At 44.8% G+C, this 19,317-nt stretch carries 14 protein-coding genes; 9 read left to right on the top strand and 5 right to left on the bottom strand.

Annotation, left to right across the window (positions count from 1 at the left end):
* Positions 1-84: 84 nt before the first annotated feature.
* Entirely contained in the window at positions 85-1,320 is a 1,236-nt protein-coding gene (locus tag MHI15_RS12215) for an MFS transporter (RefSeq protein ID WP_305953522.1), read from the bottom strand.
* Positions 1,321-1,682: 362 nt separating this feature from the next.
* Between MHI15_RS12215 and MHI15_RS12210 the strand changes: the two genes are divergently transcribed.
* From MHI15_RS12210 to MHI15_RS30775, 4 genes are read left to right on the top strand one after another with little or no spacing between them, the layout of a single operon-like run.
* Entirely contained in the window at positions 1,683-3,539 is a 1,857-nt protein-coding gene (locus MHI15_RS12210; RefSeq protein WP_340977893.1) for an ABC transporter ATP-binding protein, read from the top strand.
* Positions 3,469-4,146 carry a response regulator transcription factor gene (locus MHI15_RS12205; RefSeq protein ID WP_076123953.1) on the top strand — a complete coding sequence of 226 codons (678 nt, stop codon included), beginning with the start codon at positions 3,469-3,471 and terminating at the stop codon, positions 4,144-4,146. The genes MHI15_RS12210 and MHI15_RS12205 overlap by 71 nt, the downstream gene beginning before the upstream one ends.
* Complete coding sequence (locus tag MHI15_RS12200; protein ID WP_076192343.1) at positions 4,143-5,195, top strand: HAMP domain-containing sensor histidine kinase; 1,053 nt, start codon at positions 4,143-4,145, stop codon at positions 5,193-5,195. Before MHI15_RS12205 ends, MHI15_RS12200 begins: the two co-directional genes overlap by 4 nt.
* A 33-nt stretch (positions 5,196-5,228) precedes the next feature.
* The gene (locus MHI15_RS30775; RefSeq protein ID WP_081383200.1) at positions 5,229-5,333 is read left to right on the top strand and encodes an S-layer homology domain-containing protein; all 105 of its coding nucleotides are present in this window, start codon (positions 5,229-5,231) and stop codon (positions 5,331-5,333) included.
* A 125-nt stretch (positions 5,334-5,458) separates the two neighbouring features.
* On the opposite strand, the gene moaA is transcribed toward MHI15_RS30775, so the two are convergent.
* On the bottom strand, positions 5,459-6,460 hold the full coding sequence (gene moaA, locus MHI15_RS12195) for a GTP 3',8-cyclase MoaA (protein WP_076123949.1): 1,002 nt from the start codon (positions 6,458-6,460) through the stop codon (positions 5,459-5,461).
* A 416-nt stretch (positions 6,461-6,876) separates the two neighbouring features.
* Here moaA and MHI15_RS12190 point away from each other — a divergent pair, with 416 nt between their 5' ends.
* Positions 6,877-7,569: a TorD/DmsD family molecular chaperone gene (locus tag MHI15_RS12190; protein ID WP_076123947.1), complete on the top strand. Its 693-nt coding sequence runs from the start codon at positions 6,877-6,879 to the stop codon at positions 7,567-7,569.
* A gap of 746 nt (positions 7,570-8,315) precedes the next feature.
* Here the strand turns inward: MHI15_RS12190 and MHI15_RS12185 are convergent.
* On the bottom strand, positions 8,316-11,489 hold the full coding sequence (locus tag MHI15_RS12185; RefSeq protein ID WP_339188789.1) for an efflux RND transporter permease subunit: 3,174 nt from the start codon (positions 11,487-11,489) through the stop codon (positions 8,316-8,318).
* A gap of 115 nt (positions 11,490-11,604) precedes the next feature.
* Positions 11,605-12,522 (bottom strand): TetR/AcrR family transcriptional regulator, encoded by a 918-nt coding sequence (locus MHI15_RS12180; protein ID WP_076276923.1) that lies wholly within the window; start codon positions 12,520-12,522, stop codon positions 11,605-11,607.
* 226 nt (positions 12,523-12,748) lie between these two features.
* Between MHI15_RS12180 and cls the strand changes: the two genes are divergently transcribed.
* The gene (cls, locus tag MHI15_RS12175; RefSeq protein WP_076123942.1) at positions 12,749-14,257 is read left to right on the top strand and encodes a cardiolipin synthase; all 1,509 of its coding nucleotides are present in this window, start codon (positions 12,749-12,751) and stop codon (positions 14,255-14,257) included.
* A 51-nt stretch (positions 14,258-14,308) separates the two neighbouring features.
* On the opposite strand, the gene MHI15_RS12170 is transcribed toward cls, so the two are convergent.
* Positions 14,309-15,739, bottom strand: coding sequence for a phospholipase D family protein (locus MHI15_RS12170; protein WP_340398205.1), 1,431 nt, complete (start codon positions 15,737-15,739; stop codon positions 14,309-14,311).
* Positions 15,740-16,128: 389 nt separating this feature from the next.
* Here MHI15_RS12170 and fni point away from each other — a divergent pair, with 389 nt between their 5' ends.
* The 3 genes from fni to MHI15_RS12155 all read left to right on the top strand — a co-directional run bounded on the left by fni (position 16,129) and on the right by MHI15_RS12155 (position 19,313).
* Complete coding sequence (gene fni, locus MHI15_RS12165; protein ID WP_339188784.1) at positions 16,129-17,268, top strand: type 2 isopentenyl-diphosphate Delta-isomerase; 1,140 nt, start codon at positions 16,129-16,131, stop codon at positions 17,266-17,268.
* 36 nt (positions 17,269-17,304) lie between these two features.
* Positions 17,305-17,775: a GNAT family N-acetyltransferase gene (locus MHI15_RS12160; RefSeq protein ID WP_232061473.1), complete on the top strand. Its 471-nt coding sequence runs from the start codon at positions 17,305-17,307 to the stop codon at positions 17,773-17,775.
* Between the two features lie 170 nt (positions 17,776-17,945).
* Positions 17,946-19,313, top strand: coding sequence for a S41 family peptidase (locus MHI15_RS12155; protein WP_341164449.1), 1,368 nt, complete (start codon positions 17,946-17,948; stop codon positions 19,311-19,313).
* Positions 19,314-19,317: the final 4 nt, after the last annotated feature.

Genomic DNA, 19,317 nt, shown 5'->3' with positions numbered 1-19,317 from the left:
ACTTGATTCGTTCAGGTTCTTTATAATAAAACAGGCTCAAACGTCCCGTTTAGGTACGTTTGAGCCTGTTTTTTATATTTTCGCTTATAATATTTCGATGTGAGAGAGTTCTTCCTCATCCTCTGTAGGGGGCCGGTAGCCTCCACGGTTTACAAAGAGCCACATGAAAGTAAAGCCTAGCGTTCCAAACAGTGTCAAGAAGACACCCGCTTGATACATGCTCTGTGCCCCTAGATTTTGATACATCCACCCGCCGAGAACTCCTCCAACAATACCGGCTATACCGCTCCAAGTCAGTGTGTAGAGCGCTTGTCCTGAAGCACGGTAAGGTCTTGGAATAAGAAGCATGGTCAGTTGAGTGCCTACATAGAAGAAACCACCAAATGTTATGCAGTGTAAAATTTGAATGAGCACTACTTGGAGGGCTGTAGTCGCGTCCGCCATGAACCACCATCGTAGTACGAATAAAGCGCTAACCAGCGCAAGCCAGCCGAGCAGAACAGATATTTTACGTTTAAGGAATCGGTCGCAGAGAACAAATACACCCACTTCCAAAATAGAGGAGAGGAATACTGCGAGACCAATCATTCCCTTGGAGCCGCCTAGGTCCGTAATATACAAAGACATGAATGTAGTGTTCATGGTGTTCGGTATGGAAACTAGGATACCAAACAATATGAAACACAAGAAAAAGGGATTATAAATTAGTTTGCTGAAGCCTCTATACGGCATAGGAGCCATGCCAATGGTATGGTTAAGTTTCGGTAATGCAAGAATGGATAACATTGATGCACATAGTAAGCCTGCAAACAGATAGGACAAGATAGATACACCAGCCCAATCAAGGACCAATCCGGCGGCAATTGCAATTAGTGCCCACCCCAATGAACCCCAAAGCCGAAAAGAACGGAAGCGATAGTTAGTTCCGTCAATATAGCTGAGAATCATCGTATTGCTCTGAGCAAATAACGGTCCTTGGAAGAAATAGAACAAAAGAATGGAGATGTAGATCATCTCATATGTATTTGCCCGAAACATAAGCTGGGATAACACTAACGTTCCGATTAACATAAGCAAAACGATTCTCCGGATATTCTGGTATCGGTCAGTCCAGATTGCCCAGAATGGATTTGCAAAGATGGATACTAGCGCACCCATAGAAAATACGGCACCGATCTCTAATTTGTTCATCCCTACATCCAGCAGGTATAGTTGAAAGAAGCTGGAGAAGAGGACCATGGTTCCGTATACAAAAAAATTGAACCATTTTAAAGACGTGAAAGAAGATGGATAGTTAACGCCTTTCCGCAAATGCGTCACTCCTTTCCCACTAGATGTCTTGCATGGATATACTGACCAATATTAGGCCCTTCTATCACTGTAACACGTGTTGAAAAGGGATACAAACTTCCTTTTTTACTTTTTTACATTTTTTTAACGTTTATTTAAATTTGATCCGCTAAGTGACAAAAAACGCATATAACAAGTTTGCAGGTGGCAGAAATGTTAGGCGTTTGCTCTTCCTTACTAGGAATATACCTGAGGATTATCCTATCTATGTTTGTATAAAAGAGAATCAATGGGTTTAACTTCAGTTTACAATTCAGGGCTAGGATGGGGTTAGGCGAAACAGAGAAGATACATTCTTCTCGCAGATTCACCAAGAAAAGGGGAGTTTTTGCATGAAAAAATCCGAAGCTAAGGGGAAAACGGCGCTGAAGCCATTCCTCACATTATTAAAAGAAACCAAGCCTTCATACGGCTTATTGGCAATAGCCATTGCACTAAGCATGATCTCGACATTGGTTAGTCTGGTGATCCCAATGTTCACCAAAAATCTGGTGGATGGCTTTTCTTTGGCTTCTGTCAGCAAGCTGCAAATTGTGGGCATAGCGGGTGCTTTTATCGCGCAGACGATCGCCGGGGGAATCTCTATCTATCTGCTGAATTATGTAGGCCAGAAGATGGTTGCAGGTCTTCGTGACCGGTTATGGCGTAAATTTTTAGTGTTGCCAGTAGCTTATTACAATGATAATCGGACAGGAGAAAGCGTCAGCCGGATGACGAATGATACAGGGATCATCAAAACGCTGATCTCTGAACATCTGGCCAGCTTATTTACCGGAGTGATTTCCATTGTGGGCTCCATTGCTGTGCTTTTATTTTTGAACTGGAAGATGACGCTTGTTCTGTTCACCGTTCTTCCACTATCTGCGTTGATTTTGGTGCCGCTTGGACGGCAGATGTACAAAATCTCCAAAGGCATGCAGGACGAAACAGCTTCTTTTACCGCCACACTTAGTGGTGTATTGTCAGAGATCCGTCTGGTGAAATCCTCGGGTGCAGAGAAAAAAGAGTACGAAGCAGGCAAAACCGGAATTATGAACCTGCTCTCCTTTGGCATTCGTGAAGGCAAAATCAGCGCTATGATCAGTCCACTTGTCTCTTTTGTCTTTATGATGTTACTTGTGGTCATTATCGGTTATGGCGGAATGCAGGTATCTTCCGGGGCTTTGACAGCTGGAGAGCTGGTAGCCTTTATCCTGTATCTTATTCAGATTATTATGCCGCTTACTCAATTGACCACGTTCTTTACACAGATTCAGAAAGCTAAAGGGGCATCAGAGCGCATTATTGAAACCCTGGCAGCAGAAGAGGAGGTATATGAGGGCCAGGAAGAGGCGAACGGTGCAGAGGGTCCTATCTCGGTAGAAGATCTAAGCTTTGGATATAAAAATGGTGAGAATGTGCTAACCGATGTAAGCTTCCGGATGCTTCCGGGTCAGGTGACGGCTATTGTTGGACCGAGCGGGGGAGGCAAGACTACATTATTTTCACTGCTCGAACGATTCTATGAGCCTCAGAAAGGTATGGTTAAGCTAGGCGATAAACCAGTGTCAACCTTCTCATTACGCTCATGGCGGAAACTGATCGGGTACGTCTCACAGGAAAGCCCATTGTTGGCAGGTACGATTGCTGAGAATTTAACCTATGGATTGGATCGAGACGTTAGCATGGAGGAGGTGCGCGCAGCAGCAGCAATGGCTTATGCAAATGGCTTTATCGATGAGCTTCCTGAAGGATATAATACGGATGTCGGTGAGAGAGGTGTGAAGCTCTCGGGTGGACAGCGGCAACGGATTGCTATTGCTAGAGCGCTGCTGCGGAATCCAAAGATTCTTATGCTTGATGAGGCGACCTCCAGTCTGGATAGCCAATCAGAGGCCGTAGTGCAGAAGGCACTGTCCAATTTGATGAAGGGCCGGACTACGATTGTAATTGCGCACCGTTTGGCTACTGTTGTAAATGCTGAGCAGATTATTTTTATGGAAAAGGGCCAGATTACCGGGATGGGAAGACATGAAGAACTGCTGGAAAACCATGAGCTATATCGTGAATTTGCCACCCAGCAGCTGCAGATGAATAACCTTGAGATTCAAGACAATAAAGAGGAGGCTCCAGTGATACATGACAAAAATACTAGTAGCGGACGACGATCCGCACATCCGCGAATTGGTAGAAGTATTTCTGAGAGCTGAGGGGATGGATGACATCTATGGAGCTTCTGATGGACTGGAGGCTCTTCAGATTCTGGAGAGCCATAACATAGACTTAGCCATTATTGATGTGATGATGCCCAATTTGGATGGCTGGGAGCTGTGCCGGAAGATGCGCCAAACCTATGATTTTCCGATATTGATGCTGACGGCTAAGGGAGAGACCTCACAAATTGTGAAGGGCTTTGAGCTGGGAAGTGATGACTATCTCGTCAAACCCTTTGAGCCAGTGGTGCTTATTGCGCGAGTAAAGGCGCTGCTCAAACGTTACCAAATCTCTGCTGCACAAAGTGTGGGGATTGGCCGGCTGCGAATGAATCGTAAAACCTACGAGGTATCCTCAGCGTATGGAGAAGTCACCTTGCCACTTAAGGAATTTGAGCTGTTATTTAAGCTGGGCAGCTATCCGGGGCAGACATTGACTAGAGACAGGCTAATCGAAGAGATATGGGGTTATGATTTTGAAGGGAATGAGCGGACGCTCGATGTGCATATCAACCGTTTGCGCGAACGGTTCGCTCCTGATAAATACGGGTTTGTTATTCGTACCATCCGCGGATTAGGCTATCGGCTGGAGGCAGAGGCATGAACCGGTTTAAGGAGCTTCTTAAGCGGATTGGGATGACTTTTATTTACTTCGGTGGTGTTGGGATTAGCTGGAGTGCAGCTTATTTCTTGATGAACTGGATATATGGCAGGGTTGGACGCCCCTCTTCGGAGTATTTGACCCAGTTAATCGGCGTGATGGTCGGAATTGTGATTTTGTTTTTGATGGCATTGGTAACCTCCAAGTTATTCCGGGGCTGGGAACGTGTTTTTTATAAATCAATTATCGAAGGTTTAGGGCGGATTGCTAAGGGTGATTTCAATGTGGTACTTGATAATACAAAGGACTACGGTGATTTCGGTGAGATTGTAGAGAGTATCAACGTAATGGCCAGCGAACTGAGCCAGATGGAGACCATGCGTCAGGATTTTATCTCTAATGTATCGCATGAAATTCAATCTCCGCTAACCTCTATTCGGGGGTTTGCTCTTGCGCTGCAGGATGAAACTCTGAGTGTGAAGAGCAGGAGGCACTACCTTAATATTATAGTGGCTGAGAGTACCCGCGTATCTGGGCTCAGTGATAATTTATTGAAGCTGTCCGCGCTTGAATCGGGCAATTTTCCGTTTGAAAATCAGATTTACCGCCTGGATAAGCAGCTTAGAGATACGATTCTGGCTTCTGAACCACAGTGGTTGGAGAAAAAAATAGAGGTAGAGGCTGAACTGGAAGAAGTGAATGTATCTGCTGTAAAAGATTTAATGAGTCAGGTTTGGACTAATCTGCTGCATAACAGTATCAAGTTTACTCCGCAGAACGGTTGCATCCATATTAGCCTTCGCATGGTGGATGAGCAGGTAGAGGTGGAGATTCAAGATAGTGGGATTGGCATCTCGGAGGAAGATCTGCCTCGGATCTTCGAGCGTTTCTATAAGGCAGATAAAGCTAGAACCGCAAGTGGTGGCGGCAGTGGACTAGGTCTGTCATTGGTTAAAAAAATCGTTGAGCTGCATGAAGGTAAGGTAACTGCAAATAGTCGCCCGGGGGATGGGACAGCGTTCAAGGTGAGCTTGCCAGTACGAATGAAATAAACTTGCTGTATGTGAAAAACAGCTGAAGCCGGTATTCTGGGTGGATTCGAAGACAATACCTTCCGTCCTGAGAAAAAGGCTACAAGAGCCGAGGCGGCGGCGACTATTTCTAAGCTGCTCGAAGCTCTATCTCTCTAATAGTGATTGAATAGCTCATCGCTAAGCTTTAAGCACAACGCCGCTTTCCCAGATCGTTCAGTGGGAAAGCGGCGTTTTTTGTATTTATGCAATTAAAAGAGGAACTATAATACCGGGATGGACGTTTATCCACCAATTTGAGACATGCGCCGAGCTGTCGGCGTGTGGCTCTGTGCTTTTTTCTCCAGAGCTAAGGCCATTTCATGATTATGGGGTTTGTTGCCCAGCGCTTTCCGGAATAAGGCCTGCACAGCAACAGGATCGCTTATCAAAGGGCGGACATTGTATTCATCTGCCCAATACAGGCAAGCTTTGATGTGCCCATCTGCGGTAAGTCTCAGGCGGTTGCAATTATCGCAGAAGTGCTCGCTCACCGGATGAATCAGGCCGAATGTACCAGGGGCTCCGACAACCCGCCGATTCTGGGAAGGGCCATTCCCGGAGGGCATTTCTGCCGCTTCCGTTTCCCAACCAGCCTCAGTACAAGCTTCTACAACCCTTTCCAGAGGCAGATAAGTTTGGCGCCAAGCATCAGTAGCACTGCCAATCGGCATGTATTCTATAAAGCGTACATTTAGAGGACTCTCCAGCGTAAGGGAGATGAAGTCTTTGATTTCGTCGTCATTAATTCCTTTCATCAATACAACGTTAAGCTTTATCGGTTGAAGTCCGGCGGCTTGTGCGGCCTCGATCCCCTTTAATACCTTGGCGACTTCGCCGCCACGAGTAATCATAGAAAATCGATCCTGCCGTAAGGAGTCTAGGCTGATGTTTACCCGTGACAGACCGGCTTCTTTTAGCTGTGCTGCTTTGGCTGGAAGCATTAAACCATTTGTAGTCAGCGAAATATCTTCTATCCCTGGGATCGCAGATATCATAGCAACAAGCTTTTCCAGATCTTTGCGGACAAGAGGTTCTCCACCAGTTAGTCGTACTTTACATAATCCAAGAGGGGATAGCGACTTAACGACTGCGGTAATTTCCTCGTAACTCAGAATCTCGTCCTGCGGTTGGAATTGCATCCCTTCCGCTGGCATACAATAGATGCAACGCAGGTTGCAGCGGTCGGTAACCGAAATGCGGATGTAATCGTGTAAACGTCCAAAAGGGTCCGTCAGCGGCTCCATGGCGTTGCTCCCTTCCTTTAAATCTGGCTGATAAATTGCTCTTATACTTTCTCGTATACACGCATAACGTCCCTAATAGGACAGAACGCAAAGTTGTTTATACTTGTTTAGAATTTTAAAGATCGCTTGGTTTCACGTCAATGAGCAAAGTTCTGGACGACAGGGTTTCATTACATAAAACTGGACAAACTAGATAAGAAGATAACGCATATTGAACAACGGAAAGTGTGACAAAAGTACGACAAATAAAGTTTTTAGACATAGAATGCTCACGGAAAGCGCTTTTAATATCCGATATAATCTAGGTGCGGATTAGTTTTAACGTTCACTTTTGCGAAAACAGATAGGATACCGGAAACCGCACGTCGGTAATGTGACGGAGAGTGACCGGGAAACCATTGAGGAGGATTTGCAAAATGAGTACACATACTGTTCCATCGCTCACCGTTCCGGAGGCTTTTAGCCGTTGGTTGGAAAGTCGGGGATTAATATATCAGCTTTTAGTGGATTTTTTGGGTAGAAAACCATCACTCTCTCTAGTGGCTCAATGGAGCCGCAATCGCCAGATGAGTGTAGCGGCTGAGATGACGGAAGGCGGTCGGGAGCTGAAGCGCTATTTGAGTCAGGAACCGAACAAGCTGCCAATGATATGCGAGAAAGAGAGCAAAGAATATAAACGGCTTATGCAAGAACAGTCCGTTAGTTCTTTTAAATTGCGCGAAGCAGCGATTTTAGGACGCTCGGAGGATTTCTGTAACGTGCTTGCGGATGTGTACACCTCCGCTGGAATTGTATTCAATAAGTGTAATGGTGAAGCCGATGATCATATTGCTATTGAGCTCGAATTTATGGCAGTCATGCATGAGCGTATGCTTTACAATAGCTTTTCAATAAGAAGTGCTATGGAGCTGCTTGATATTCAGGAGTCCTTTTTGGAAAAGCATCTACTGCAATGGACACCGCAGTTCTGTCAGAAACTGAATGCAGCAACGGATAGTCCGCTATATCTAGGCCTCTCACATATGCTTGAGGAATTTCTGCCACTTGATCTGCAAATGCTTCGTTCCTGGAGAGCTTCATTGGAGAGCAGTGCAGCTACAAGCATTTAATATTAGAAAGCCCGGCCTAATTGATAGGTCGGGCTTTTGCGTGCTGGTCAAGTAGATATGAAGCTTTAATAGAAGCTCTGTAGCAAATAGAAGTACCGTGTGAAGCATCCTAGTGATGATCTAATTAAACTCCGATAGAAGTAGAGGCTGAAGGACCAACTGAAGTAGTAATTGAAGTACCAACCGAAGCGCCTTATTGTTGCCTAACTCAAGCGCCGATAGAATAATTGGGCAATTTCTCCCTGAAATTCTAGAGTTTCTGGTCATCAGACTAATAATTAGGGAAAACCTCCCTAAAATATAGCTGATTCGGCGGTAATTAAAGAAATCCCCCTTATTATCAGGGAGGAATTCCCTAATTTCGTTCATTTAGAGCGAATATTGGCTTTTTTCAGGGAGTTTTTCCCTAATTAGTTTAAGATCCACTCCGCACATCGCCCAAACACAGAACGCAGTAAACACAAATGTACGCCGTCCAAACGACCCACGCAGATCACCCGCTGTATACCGCACATCGCAAACGTTCACGGTACATTAGCCTCCACCACGCACAAACGCACATCATCCACCGTTCTCCACTCCGCACCCTAATGGCGTTGAACATTGGCACAGCACACAGTCTATTGGCTAAAGAAAGAATCCGCTGTGCAGCCTTTTACTAAAAAAAGAAGCTGCCTCATAAGTAGAATTCACTACTTTGGAGACAGCCTCTCGTTTGAGCCTATTTACTTGTTCACATCATAGTTCTAATCAATTACCTTTTTGCTGCGGAATTTCATCAGGAATTCATACACGACTGGCACTACTACAAGTGTCAGCAGCGTGGAACTGACCAAACCACCGATTACGGTCACACCGAGCCCCTTAGAGATAATTCCAGCACTGTTTTCAAGTCCAGTAACCAATGGCAGCAATGCACCAATCGTTGCAAGTGCAGTCATCAGGATTGGACGTAAACGTGTGCCACCTGCTTCAAGCAAGGCTTGACGCGTAGTGAGTCCTTCTTTTTCCTTATGAATAACGCGGTCGATAAGGACAATCGCATTCGTTACTACGATACCAATCAACATCAGCGCACCCATGAGCGAGGACACGTTTAAGGTTTCTCCAGCGATCAGAAGGGCAACGAGTACCCCGATCACTGTGAAAGGAAGTGAGAACAGGATAGCGAATGGTGCTAATCCACCGCCAAATGTAACCACAAGCACGAAGTATACGATGGCAATAGCCGCCGCCATAGCAATTCCTAATTGACCAAACGTATCATTGATCTGCTCGGTTACACCGCCGAAGGTAACAGTTACACCATCAGGCAATTCCATAGCGTCTATTTTTTCTTTCACGCTGTTCGAAGCGCTATTCACGTCACTCGAAATAATTTCGGCAGTAACATCTACCTTCATTTTACCGTCCATACGAGTAATCGAGTCAGGGGAGGAGCCATTTTCAATTTTAGCGACTTGCCCGATTGGCACGGAGATGCCTAGTGGGGAAGTCAAAGTAGCCTCTTCCATTTCTTTAATACTCTTGTACGTTTCTTTATCTGTTTCGATATAGACTTTGTAGTTCTTGCCGTCCAATTCTACTTCTGTGAGCACTGGACGTGTGCCTGCTGGACTCAGCTTCATCGCAATTTGTCCGGCTGTAAGTCCAAGGGAGCTAAGCTTCTGTTGATCCGCTACAATCGTATATTGATCGTAAGCTTCCTTGAGACTTGTTTCTGCGTCTTTGAAATTAGTGGTGTCAGCCTGTACGATTGAGGCAATCTCATCCGCGACTGGCTTCAGCTGATCCAGTTCATCTCCGAATACATTCACGGTCAGAGTGCTTCCACCCATGCCTCCACTCATCAGAGCGGACATGTCACCCCATACACCATCTGGCACTTCTGCGGTCAAACCTTCAATAAGCTTCTCTTTAACAGCTTCAAAATCAGGAGTGTCACTATCATAAACGATGAAAAATAGTCCTGAATTGCTGGATCCACCCATACCCATCGGGCTTCCGCCGCCAATGGAATATTGCATTTTGTCTATATGCTTCTGCGCTAAAATGTATTTTTCAGCTTTCAGACCTTGCTCTTGAACTTCCTCAATCCGTTGTCCAGCCTTTGGTGAATAAGTAAGCATTACGGTTTTATCCTCTTGGGATGGCATAAAGCTTACACCAATAGGTTTGATTAAGAACAAGCTGCCTGCAAGGAGAAGAACGGCAACTCCAAACGTAACGAGCTTATGAGAAAGGCACCAGTTCAGAATCTTTTGATAACCAGCAGAAAGTTTGTCTGGTTTCTCGCTGTGAGTTTTTTTACCTTTCAATCCATTACGGAACAACGAGTGAGCCATTGCAGGAACTAGGGTAATCGCAACTACTAATGAAGCGAGCAGGGCGAAGACCATGGTTAGAGCGAAAGGCAAGAACAGCTCACCAACCATACCACTAACCAAAGCAAGTGGTAAGAACACCGCGATGGTTACAATTGTAGAGGACATGATAGGCACGAACATTTCACGTGTGGCCGCACTGATTAATTCTCTGCCCTTCAGCTTCTCACCAGATAAGGAGAGTCGTCGATATATGTTCTCTATGACTACAATCGAGTCATCGACTACCCGCCCGATCGCGACCGTCATCGCTCCTAGTGTCATCATATTAAGCGTAATGTCCATCTGCCGCAGACACAGCACTGCGATCAGCAGGGATAATGGAATAGAGATGATGGAAATAATCGTCGAACGAATATTCCTCAGGAACACCAAAATGATAATTACTGCGAATAAGGCACCAAATACCGCTTTGGACAACATCGTATTTACGGAGTCCTCAATGGGCTTCCCTTGGTCAAGTAGAACAGTAAGGTCTATACCTTTATATTGTGCTTTTAATTCTTCAGTTTTGTCTTTAACGCCATTTACAACATCAACAGTGTTGGCATCATTGGCTTTGACAATCTGAATACCGATCGATTCTTTACCATTTGTACGTGAGATGGATTCGGAATTGCCCACAACCTCAATCGTGGCCAGCTCTCCGAGCTTCACGGTTGGAAGTCCCATACTTGCAGCTCCGCCAGTAGCTATATTTCCAGCGCCTGCGCCAGCAGCTCCGTTAGCAGCACCAGCATCAATGCCGGCAGCTCCAGTAGCTCCAGCACCAGCAGCGTTAGCGCCAGTTGGCATTACCGGAATGGTTACATTTTTAAGATCCTCAACGGTAGTGATGTTGCCGTCCACGACAACTGCCTTTTGAGCTTTGTCCATTTCGAACAATCCTAGTGGAACACGGAGGGAAGAGCCTTGAATGATACCTTTAACGGTATCTTCGGTCAGTCCATATTGGCTGAGCTTATCTTGATTGAATTTAAGTGATACTTCTTTGACGTATTGACCAGAGATTTGAATAGAAGCGACACCCTCAACATCCTCTAGGGCCGGGCGAATATCGTTCTCAGCAATACGGGTCAGTTCCTCAAGATCCTGGGTATCCCCGTTAGAAAGACTGAGGGAGACAACAGGCATTGAGCTAAGACTAAAGCGGGAAATGGAAGGCTTCTGCACATTGTCAGGTAATGAGACTTCATTTAGTGATTCGCGCACTGCTGCTGTAGCATTATCCAGATTTGTTCCATAATCGAATTCAATTTGGATGCTGGAGGCATTCTCCAGAGAAGTGGAGGTGATCGTCTTTACACCATCCACATTGCGGAGCTTTTGCTCCAACGGTTTGCTGACATCATTAACGACGCCTTCTGGTGCGGCCCCCGGATAAATGGTTGTTACGCTAAGATAGGGTATACTAATATTAGGCAAGGTTTCTTGCTTCATCGTCAGTCCGCTATATAAACCGGCAAACACAATAATTATCGTCAGAAGCCAAATGGCAAATTTGTTCCTGAGCGAGAAATTAATTAAGCTTTTCATAAGTTTCGTTTCTGCTCCTCTCGGCCCTTTTCTTTACGAAATAAGGCGCCATTATAAAAAATCATAATACTCACTATCCATGACTTTCTCTCTACCGAACTCTTCTTAGAGTCAATTAACGAAATACACATGAATTGTGCGGAATTGAGGCAATTAGCTTCCTCAGCTCTTCCAATTCTGCTGTGAGCTCAGAGCAGGATTGGAGGTTGGACAGCATCCCCTGAATGATTGCTTTTCGTGGGTGAGGGATAAGCACTTCACCTTCCAGAATGTTGAGCGATTCCAGCAGATCGGCTGCTTCTTCGGATGCTATACTATCTAGTTTACTGATCGCAGTCTTCATTTCTTTAATGAGCTGTAATGGATTTTTTCGTTTGTTCTCCTCATTCTCCGCCATCCAGTTTGCTAAAGTAGCAGAGTTGATTAGCGGAGCCTGTTTACTAGTAAGCAAGCCAGACACGATCATATCCATTAAATTCATTAGATGATCTGCCATATCGGCAATAGGTACCTGCGTATCCTTACGAAAAATAACCGCAATATAAGATTTGATGAGACCATGTCCGATCATACATAAATCTCCGGTATAGGGAACGACGTCTTTTCCGTAGAGTAACTCCATTTTTACCTGGAACCATCTTAAGAAGGAAGCGTTGTTTCTACGCAGCCAGTCTGGGACTTCAGTATCAAATCCTTTGCCCGCAACCTCCTGAATTTGACGCTGCAAGAACTCGCGTAATTCGTACACATGACTTAGCAGAATTTCTATCTGATTCCTAAGCTTCTCACGTGGTGTTCGTCGGGTTTCCTGTTCTTCACGTAACAAGGGATCCCGAATCATCCGATAACAATAAAGGAAGATACTGCGCTCCAGCTCTTCTTTTGATTTAAATACCAGATATAAACTGCCCTTCGAAATCCCGCATAATTCAGCTATCTCTTGCATGGATGTGGACGAGGAGCCTTTTACAGCGAATAACTGCATAGCAATCTTAATAATCTGCTCCTGCTTATCAACAGTTTTATCATTCATTAAAGGATTAACCTCCTTTCTGACTACCCGGTTCTATAATTGACTAGTTGGTCAGAATAATTATATTCTATACAACCAGGCATTACAAATATCGGAACAGAAGGGTTACAGTTTTGTCGTAAATAGACTTTAAACAGTAATTTGCTAGGAAGAAATGTGTTCTTCATGTAATATATAAAATGTGTCAATTTCGTGTTGCTTGTATGAATAAGAAGGTAGGTAGAGTATGAGAAGAGGACTTCAATCTATAATTATCATTGGGGCATTCATAGCATTTTATTATTTTGGTTTCGGCATTTTTGGGAGTACTGCGGGAACGATTATTAGTATCTTCTCCACTCTGACAGTCATTTCGATTAGCTTGGCTATTTTTATGGAGAACCGTAATCCTTCTACAACAATGTCATGGATCTTATTGCTTGCGTTGATCCCGGTGCTGGGACTGGTCTTCTATTTTCTATTTGGGCAAAATGTGTTCAAACGCCGTAAATATGATAAAAAGGCACAAAGAGACCTTATGGCCTACGAAAGAATTGAGAATGACGCTTTACGTACGCACCAAGATTGGTCAGTCTTTGATCCCTCGCGCCAAAAACTGCTGCTGTTATCCAAAACTTTAGCACGTACTCCTATTTCCTTTGCATCAGAAACACGTATCCTCACTAATGGTGAAGAGACGTTTGGTACGTTATTGTTGGAGCTCCGTCAAGCTAAACATCACATTCATATGGAGTATTACATCTTCCGGGCGGACCACATTGGAACACGCATTAAACAAATTCTGATCGATAAAGCTCGCGCCGGTGTTGCAGTCAGATTTATGTATGATGCCGTTGGCAGTTTTCAGCTTTCCAAAGCTTTTTTGAAGGAAATGAGTGATGCCGGGGTTCAGGTGGCTTCGTACGGAAATTCAACATCCTTTTTTTCCAGTCGTGTGAATTACCGGAATCACCGTAAGATTGTTGTGATCGACGGTGATGTCGGATTCATGGGGGGTCTCAATGTAGGCGATGAATATTTAAGCCGCAGTAAGACTTATGGGTTTTGGCGTGACACACATATGTTGGTTAGAGGCGAAGCGGTACGGACGATGCAAATTATTTTTCTGCAAGATTGGATGCACACTACGGGTGAAAAAATACTGGAGCAAGACTATCTCACTCCGCAGCTTCGCTTTATGACAGGTGATGGTGCCGTACAGATTATTGCTAGTGGGCCGGATAACGAACGTCGTGCGCTCAAAAACATTTTCTTCTCCATGATCACTTCTGCCGAGAAATCGGTGTGGATTGCCAGTCCATATTTTATTCCTGATGAGGACATCTTAACTGCACTGCGTGTAGCTGCTGTTTCTGGTTTAGATGTGCGATTGTTATTCCCGGCTAAGCCGGATAAATGGATTCCGTTTCTGGCTTCACACTCTTATTTTCCGGCGTTGCTGGAAGCTGGCGTGAAGATTTATGAATATGAAAAGGGATTTATCCACTCGAAGCTGCTTATCGTTGATGGTGAAATAGCGACCATTGGCACGGCCAATATGGATATGCGCAGCTTCCACCTTAACTTTGAAGTGAATGCACTACTGATTCAGACGGAGAGCGTTGCTCGTATTGTTGCTGATTTTGAACGGGATTTATTATCTACCAGCTTAATTGAGCATGAGGAATTTATGAATAAGCGTATGGTGATCCGTATACTGGAATCTGCTGCTCGGCTTATGTCACCGTTACTATAACCCAAAAACCACCGCAGAGGGTGTTATCCCTCATCTGCGGTGGTTTTTGCTTTAAAAAGTGGTTAAACCCAAGGTGGTCTGCAACCGGAACAGAATGTACTTGAACCAAGTTACTTCCCCCTGATAAGCTTCAAGAGGCAGAGTATACTCATGGTCCTCGTTATTCCACAGTCGATTGAAGTAGGTTTCCATCTCGGTATAAAGAGGCTGATCTTGTTTTACAGATACCCACAGATTATTCTCCAGGTTGTAGTCATCCAGATTGCGTGTCGTAAAATTGGTGGAACCGCCAAGTATGATGGAACTTCCAGTCTGTTTGGCAATGAAGAGCAACTTTGGATGATATTGCTCTTTGGTCGTATTGTACCAGCGAATAGAGATCTCTCCGTTTGTACGCTTGTTCAAGTTCATGGCAACTGGACGGTTAGGAATGCCGATTTTATCACGGCCGAAGGCGTTCTGATTGGGGTCCAGTATCAATTTTACCGTTGCCCCTCGTTGGGTAGCCTCTACTAATTCATCGAGAATGGCATCATCGGCAAGGTAGAACATACCCATCCAAATGGTGTCACCCTTCTGCGCAGATTGAAGGGCTTGCCGTGCATATTTATATACCTTTCCTTCCGTTAAATAGCGGACCTCCATAGATTCTTCAGAGTGCTGATCCTTCTCTTTGGTGAAGTCTGGCTCATAAGTGAGTAGTGGCCCTGCATCCGAAAGATTGGCCGCGGCTTGTTCCGTCTGGAGAATATCAGCAATAATTGGGCCTTGTACTTCCAGAGCGATATTGGAATGATAGGCGCTGGCATCATGGATATTTCCTGAGGAGACTAGAGCGGTATTCTCACTAACAACTACCTTACGGTGGTTAGCCTTCACATTAAGTAGCTTCAAATAAGAACGTGCGGTAATATCCGGTCCTCCGCTGGCCATAAGATTGGGAATCCGGCCTTCGCCCGACTGTCCGAACCATTGAATAAAGGTACGCCAGACAGCGGAATAAGCAGGCGTAGAATCGCGTAGAGCATTTACATCGGTCAAAATCACTTTAATCCCCGCAGCCTTCAATTCTTCCAGAAGATGATTGGGTGCAGAGTTGTAATTGGTATTAACCTCATCTGTAATGAAGACGATCTCCATCTCAGGATAAGTTGTTTTTTGTAAAATAAGCTTGTCCGTCAACATTCGGCTGACCGGAGGAAATGACTGATCTTTATGGGTATAATCATTGAAAAGAAAGAGGTCAATCACCAAAAATTCTTTGGACTCCTCGATAATTTGTAGAATCCTCGAAAGAATCTGACTCTCTTGAGTGCCCGTGGCTGTACCGTCCGAATAGGTCAGGTCGTGCCAGAAGGATACATGATTGGTTTTGTATATAGGGCTTTCATAGGAAATGCCGCGGGGTAAAGGTTTGTGGGTCTGGTAAGTCATTACGCCGATTAGCCAGAGAATTAGAATGAAGACAGCCCATAACACCATTGTAAGGCGGCGTGAACCGGAACGTTTCTTCGTAGTTAAACCGGGAGAGTAGTTTATTTCTTTAGGTTTATAGGGGTGAACGGGTTGCTGACGATCTGAATTCATGGAAGTTCCTCCTGAAATTATTGCAGAGCACTTCCTTGTGATTGTTATGCTCCGGTGTATTACCAACCTATTAACACCTAGTGGAGCGAAATGAAGCAGCCCAAATATCCTTAACAGTAATGAAATAACATTCGGCTAGCTATAATGAGTTTGAGCAATTAGTACGATGTTTATGAAATTAATGATTACGAAACCGGAGAATTGTAATCGCTAACCTCATATTGTAAATTCATCTGTAGGGATATGTTATAATAAATCGAGTTTGGAAATAGGAGGAACGCAGCATGAATCATACGCCAGAAGAGGCCGTGCCATATGATGCGACTAGGCAGTCTGGCGCAGATCATGGCAAGGACCTACCGGCTGCAGAGGCTTCTGACAAAAGATCTTTATTGCCTACATCGAAGACAGGCGAACGCAAAATTGAACATGTACGCCTTTGCCTAAATGAGGAAGTAGGTGGCGTCGGTGTGACTACAGGGTTTGAACATTACAGATTTCAGCATAATGCTCTGCCAGAGCTGAATTTCGACGATATATCATTGCAGACTATGTTTTTGGATCGTAAGCTGCGTACGCCGCTGCTCATCAGCTCGATGACAGGTGGCAGTGCAGCTACAGGAGCGATTAATGCCCGGTTAGCCGCAGCTGCGCAGCGTCGGGGTTGGGCGCTGGGTGTAGGTTCGGTTCGGGCGGCAGTGGAGCGTTCTGAGCTTACGGCAACCTTTTATGTGCGGGATCAAGCGCCTGATATTCCGGTTATCGCCAATATTGGTGCTGTACAGCTGTCCTATGGTTTTGGGATTGAGGAATGTCGCCGGGCTGTGGATATCGCAGGTGCTGATTTTCTTGTACTACATCTGAATGGCCTGCAAGAGGTCTTTCAACCGGAAGGGAACACTGGTTTTGCCTCTTTGCTATCGCAGATAGAGAAGGTATGCCGGGCACTTGAAGTCCCTGTAGGTGTGAAAGAAGTAGGCTGGGGCATTGATGGAGATGCAGCTGCACGTCTTTATAATGCAGGAGCGGCTTTTATTGATGTTGCGGGTGCAGGCGGGACATCCTGGAGTCAGGTGGAGAAGTTCCGCAGTGTAGATCCTATACGGCGGGCAGCGGCGGAGGCTTTCGCGGATTGGGGCACTCCAACAGCTGATTGTATCACAGAGGTGCGTGCAGTTTCTCCGCAGGGCGCTTTGATTGGCAGCGGCGGACTGAAACATGGCGTGGATGCAGCGAAAGCATTGGCACTTGGAGCTGATCTGGCAGGCTTTGGCCGCAATCTGTTAGGGCCGGCTGTCGATTCTGAAGAGGCGCTGGATGCTGCATTAGCACAGGTAGAACTGGAGCTGAAAATAGCAATGTTTGGTATTGGCGCTCCAGATTTAGCAACTTTACGTGGAACTTCCCGTTTAATACGTAAATAGGATGGTAAATATTGAAGCGAGGAAGTGAGTAAGATTATGATTAAACTGATCCATATGGATGAGTCGGCCTTTCAATTTTTCTTAGGTCAAGCTACCCGGGATTATGCGGAAGATAAGATCAGCGCCGGTGCTTGGGATCCAGAGATCGCGATGAAGCTGTCTGAGGAAGCTATAACACGCTCTTTGCCAAAAGGGCTGCACACAGATGGTGCTTATCTATATTCCATAGTAGAAATAAGCAGTGATGAACAGGTGGGTTATATCTGGTTTAACGTAAGTGAAGGTCGTGGTGGCCGCGAGGCTTTCATTTATGATTTTTATGTTTTTGAACCGTTCCAGAGTAAGGGTTATGGCAAGCAGGCTATGATCGCACTCGATGAAGAAGCCCGGGAGATGAATGTTACCAAAATCGGGTTGCACGTCTTCGGCCAGAACAATCGCGCATTTGAGCTATACAAAAAAATGGGGTATATCGTAACTGACATCACGATGTCTAAAGATCTATAGTCCATAAGTGTGCGGACCTCGAAAGAGGTCTTTTTTTTTGTTGTTCTACTGAATTATTATGTAAATAATTGTGATAAATATATTTGATTTAGGATGATTAGGAAAATATGATTAAAAAATAACTTCCTGAAAATGGATTAAGTCATAAAGAGAGAAAAGGGGGGATTAAGGTGAGGCCAAGGACTGTATCGTGGGTGGTTGTTTCCGCAGTAGTATTACTATTACTGGTTAGCTGCAACAGTGGCGATTTACCAGGAAAGAAGAAATCTGAGTCTGAGCAAGTCCAGGCAAGTCCGGTTGCACCGCTAGCCTCTTCAGCTGTAGTTGAAGAACAATCGAAAGTAGCGTTGCCTTCATTGACAGTAGAAAAAAGGCTAGAGGATTTTGATTATATGTGGAAGATTATTGAGGAGAACTATCCTTTCCTAGAGGTGAATAAACGTCTCAATGGAGAGGATTGGCTTGCTAAAAAAGAGGAATACCGCAATAAAATAGCAGCCGTGAAATCGGATGATGAGTTTTTGAGACGAATGAGATTTGTCCTTAGCAGATTAAACAATGGGCATACGAATTTTATATCCAAGGAGGAATATCCTTGGTATCTACATACCTATGTTCAAGCAGGTTTTGGTTATGAACCTTGGATCGACGTGGTTCAACAGCCTAACGTATTGGCCCGTTACAACCAGAAACCTTTAGCGGAGCAGCAAAGCTCTAATGAACTCAATAATGATATGCATAATGGTGGAGATGGAGTAGGAGATGTAACAAAAAAGACTTCTGGGAATGTAAAAAAAGTCATTATAGAGCCCGATCGAATCGCTTATCTCGGCATGCAAAGCTTTGACGGGAGTCTCATGGAGATGGACAGCTCCGAGATCCATGATTTTTTAATAGAGGTAAAGGACTATAAGACCTTAATATTAGATATCCGCGGAAATGGCGGAGGAAACAGTAATTATTGGAGAATTCATATTGTTCCTCTGTTGATTAATAAACCTATCGAATATAATACTTACTTCCTTTATACAAGAGGCAAATATGCGGAGACTTTTATGCAGGCACGTCAGATCACAGCCGGGCAACAACCTATTTCCGGCATCAAAGATGAGCAACTGCCTAATCTGCCATCTGAGGCCTTAAAGATGTTCAAGACATATAGAAAAATAACTGATGTAGTAACTCCTAATAAATCTGTTGGATTTAAAGGGAAAATCTATTTGCTGGTAGATAGCTCTGTGTATTCATCAGCGGAAGGTCTTGCAGCCTTTGCAAAAGGCACCGGGTTTGCAACGGTTGTAGGCGGCAGGACAGGTGGGGATGGACTAGGGATAGATCCGCTTGTTGTTGCATTGCCAAATAGCGGTTATGTATTCAGGTTTTCCTTTGAAATGGGTCTGAATTCTGATGGAAGTTGTAATGAAGAGGTAAAGACTGTGCCTGATGTGGAGGTTGATCCAGATAAATCTAAGCCATTACTGGACCAGTCGGCGATAAAAAAGGTATTAGAGCTTGCGCGTTCGGACACATCTGCTTGACATC

Source organism: Paenibacillus sp. FSL H7-0918 (assembly GCF_038007025.1).
GTDB lineage: Bacteria > Bacillota > Bacilli > Paenibacillales > Paenibacillaceae > Paenibacillus_AQ > Paenibacillus_AQ odorifer.
Note: the sequence above shows the minus strand (reverse complement) of the source record. Positions and strands in the feature narration are given on the sequence as shown.

Excerpts from the sequence above, each read along its gene's own strand:
- MHI15_RS12200 (WP_076192343.1), top strand. The coding sequence starts at position 4,143 with ATGAACCGGTTTAAGGAGCTTCTTAAGCGGATTGGGATGACTTTTATT.
- MHI15_RS12210 (WP_340977893.1), top strand. The coding sequence starts at position 1,683 with ATGAAAAAATCCGAAGCTAAGGGGAAAACGGCGCTGAAGCCATTCCTC.
- moaA (WP_076123949.1), bottom strand. The coding sequence starts at position 6,460 with ATGGAGCCGCTGACGGACCCTTTTGGACGTTTACACGATTACATCCGC.
- MHI15_RS12170 (WP_340398205.1), bottom strand. The coding sequence starts at position 15,739 with ATGGTGTTATGGGCTGTCTTCATTCTAATTCTCTGGCTAATCGGCGTA.
- MHI15_RS12190 (WP_076123947.1), top strand. The coding sequence starts at position 6,877 with ATGAGTACACATACTGTTCCATCGCTCACCGTTCCGGAGGCTTTTAGC.
- fni (WP_339188784.1), top strand. The coding sequence starts at position 16,129 with ATGAATCATACGCCAGAAGAGGCCGTGCCATATGATGCGACTAGGCAG.
- MHI15_RS12180 (WP_076276923.1), bottom strand. The coding sequence starts at position 12,522 with ATGAATGATAAAACTGTTGATAAGCAGGAGCAGATTATTAAGATTGCT.
- cls (WP_076123942.1), top strand. The coding sequence starts at position 12,749 with ATGAGAAGAGGACTTCAATCTATAATTATCATTGGGGCATTCATAGCA.
- MHI15_RS12185 (WP_339188789.1), bottom strand. The coding sequence starts at position 11,489 with ATGAAAAGCTTAATTAATTTCTCGCTCAGGAACAAATTTGCCATTTGG.
- MHI15_RS12160 (WP_232061473.1), top strand. The coding sequence starts at position 17,305 with ATGATTAAACTGATCCATATGGATGAGTCGGCCTTTCAATTTTTCTTA.
- MHI15_RS12205 (WP_076123953.1), top strand. The coding sequence starts at position 3,469 with ATGACAAAAATACTAGTAGCGGACGACGATCCGCACATCCGCGAATTG.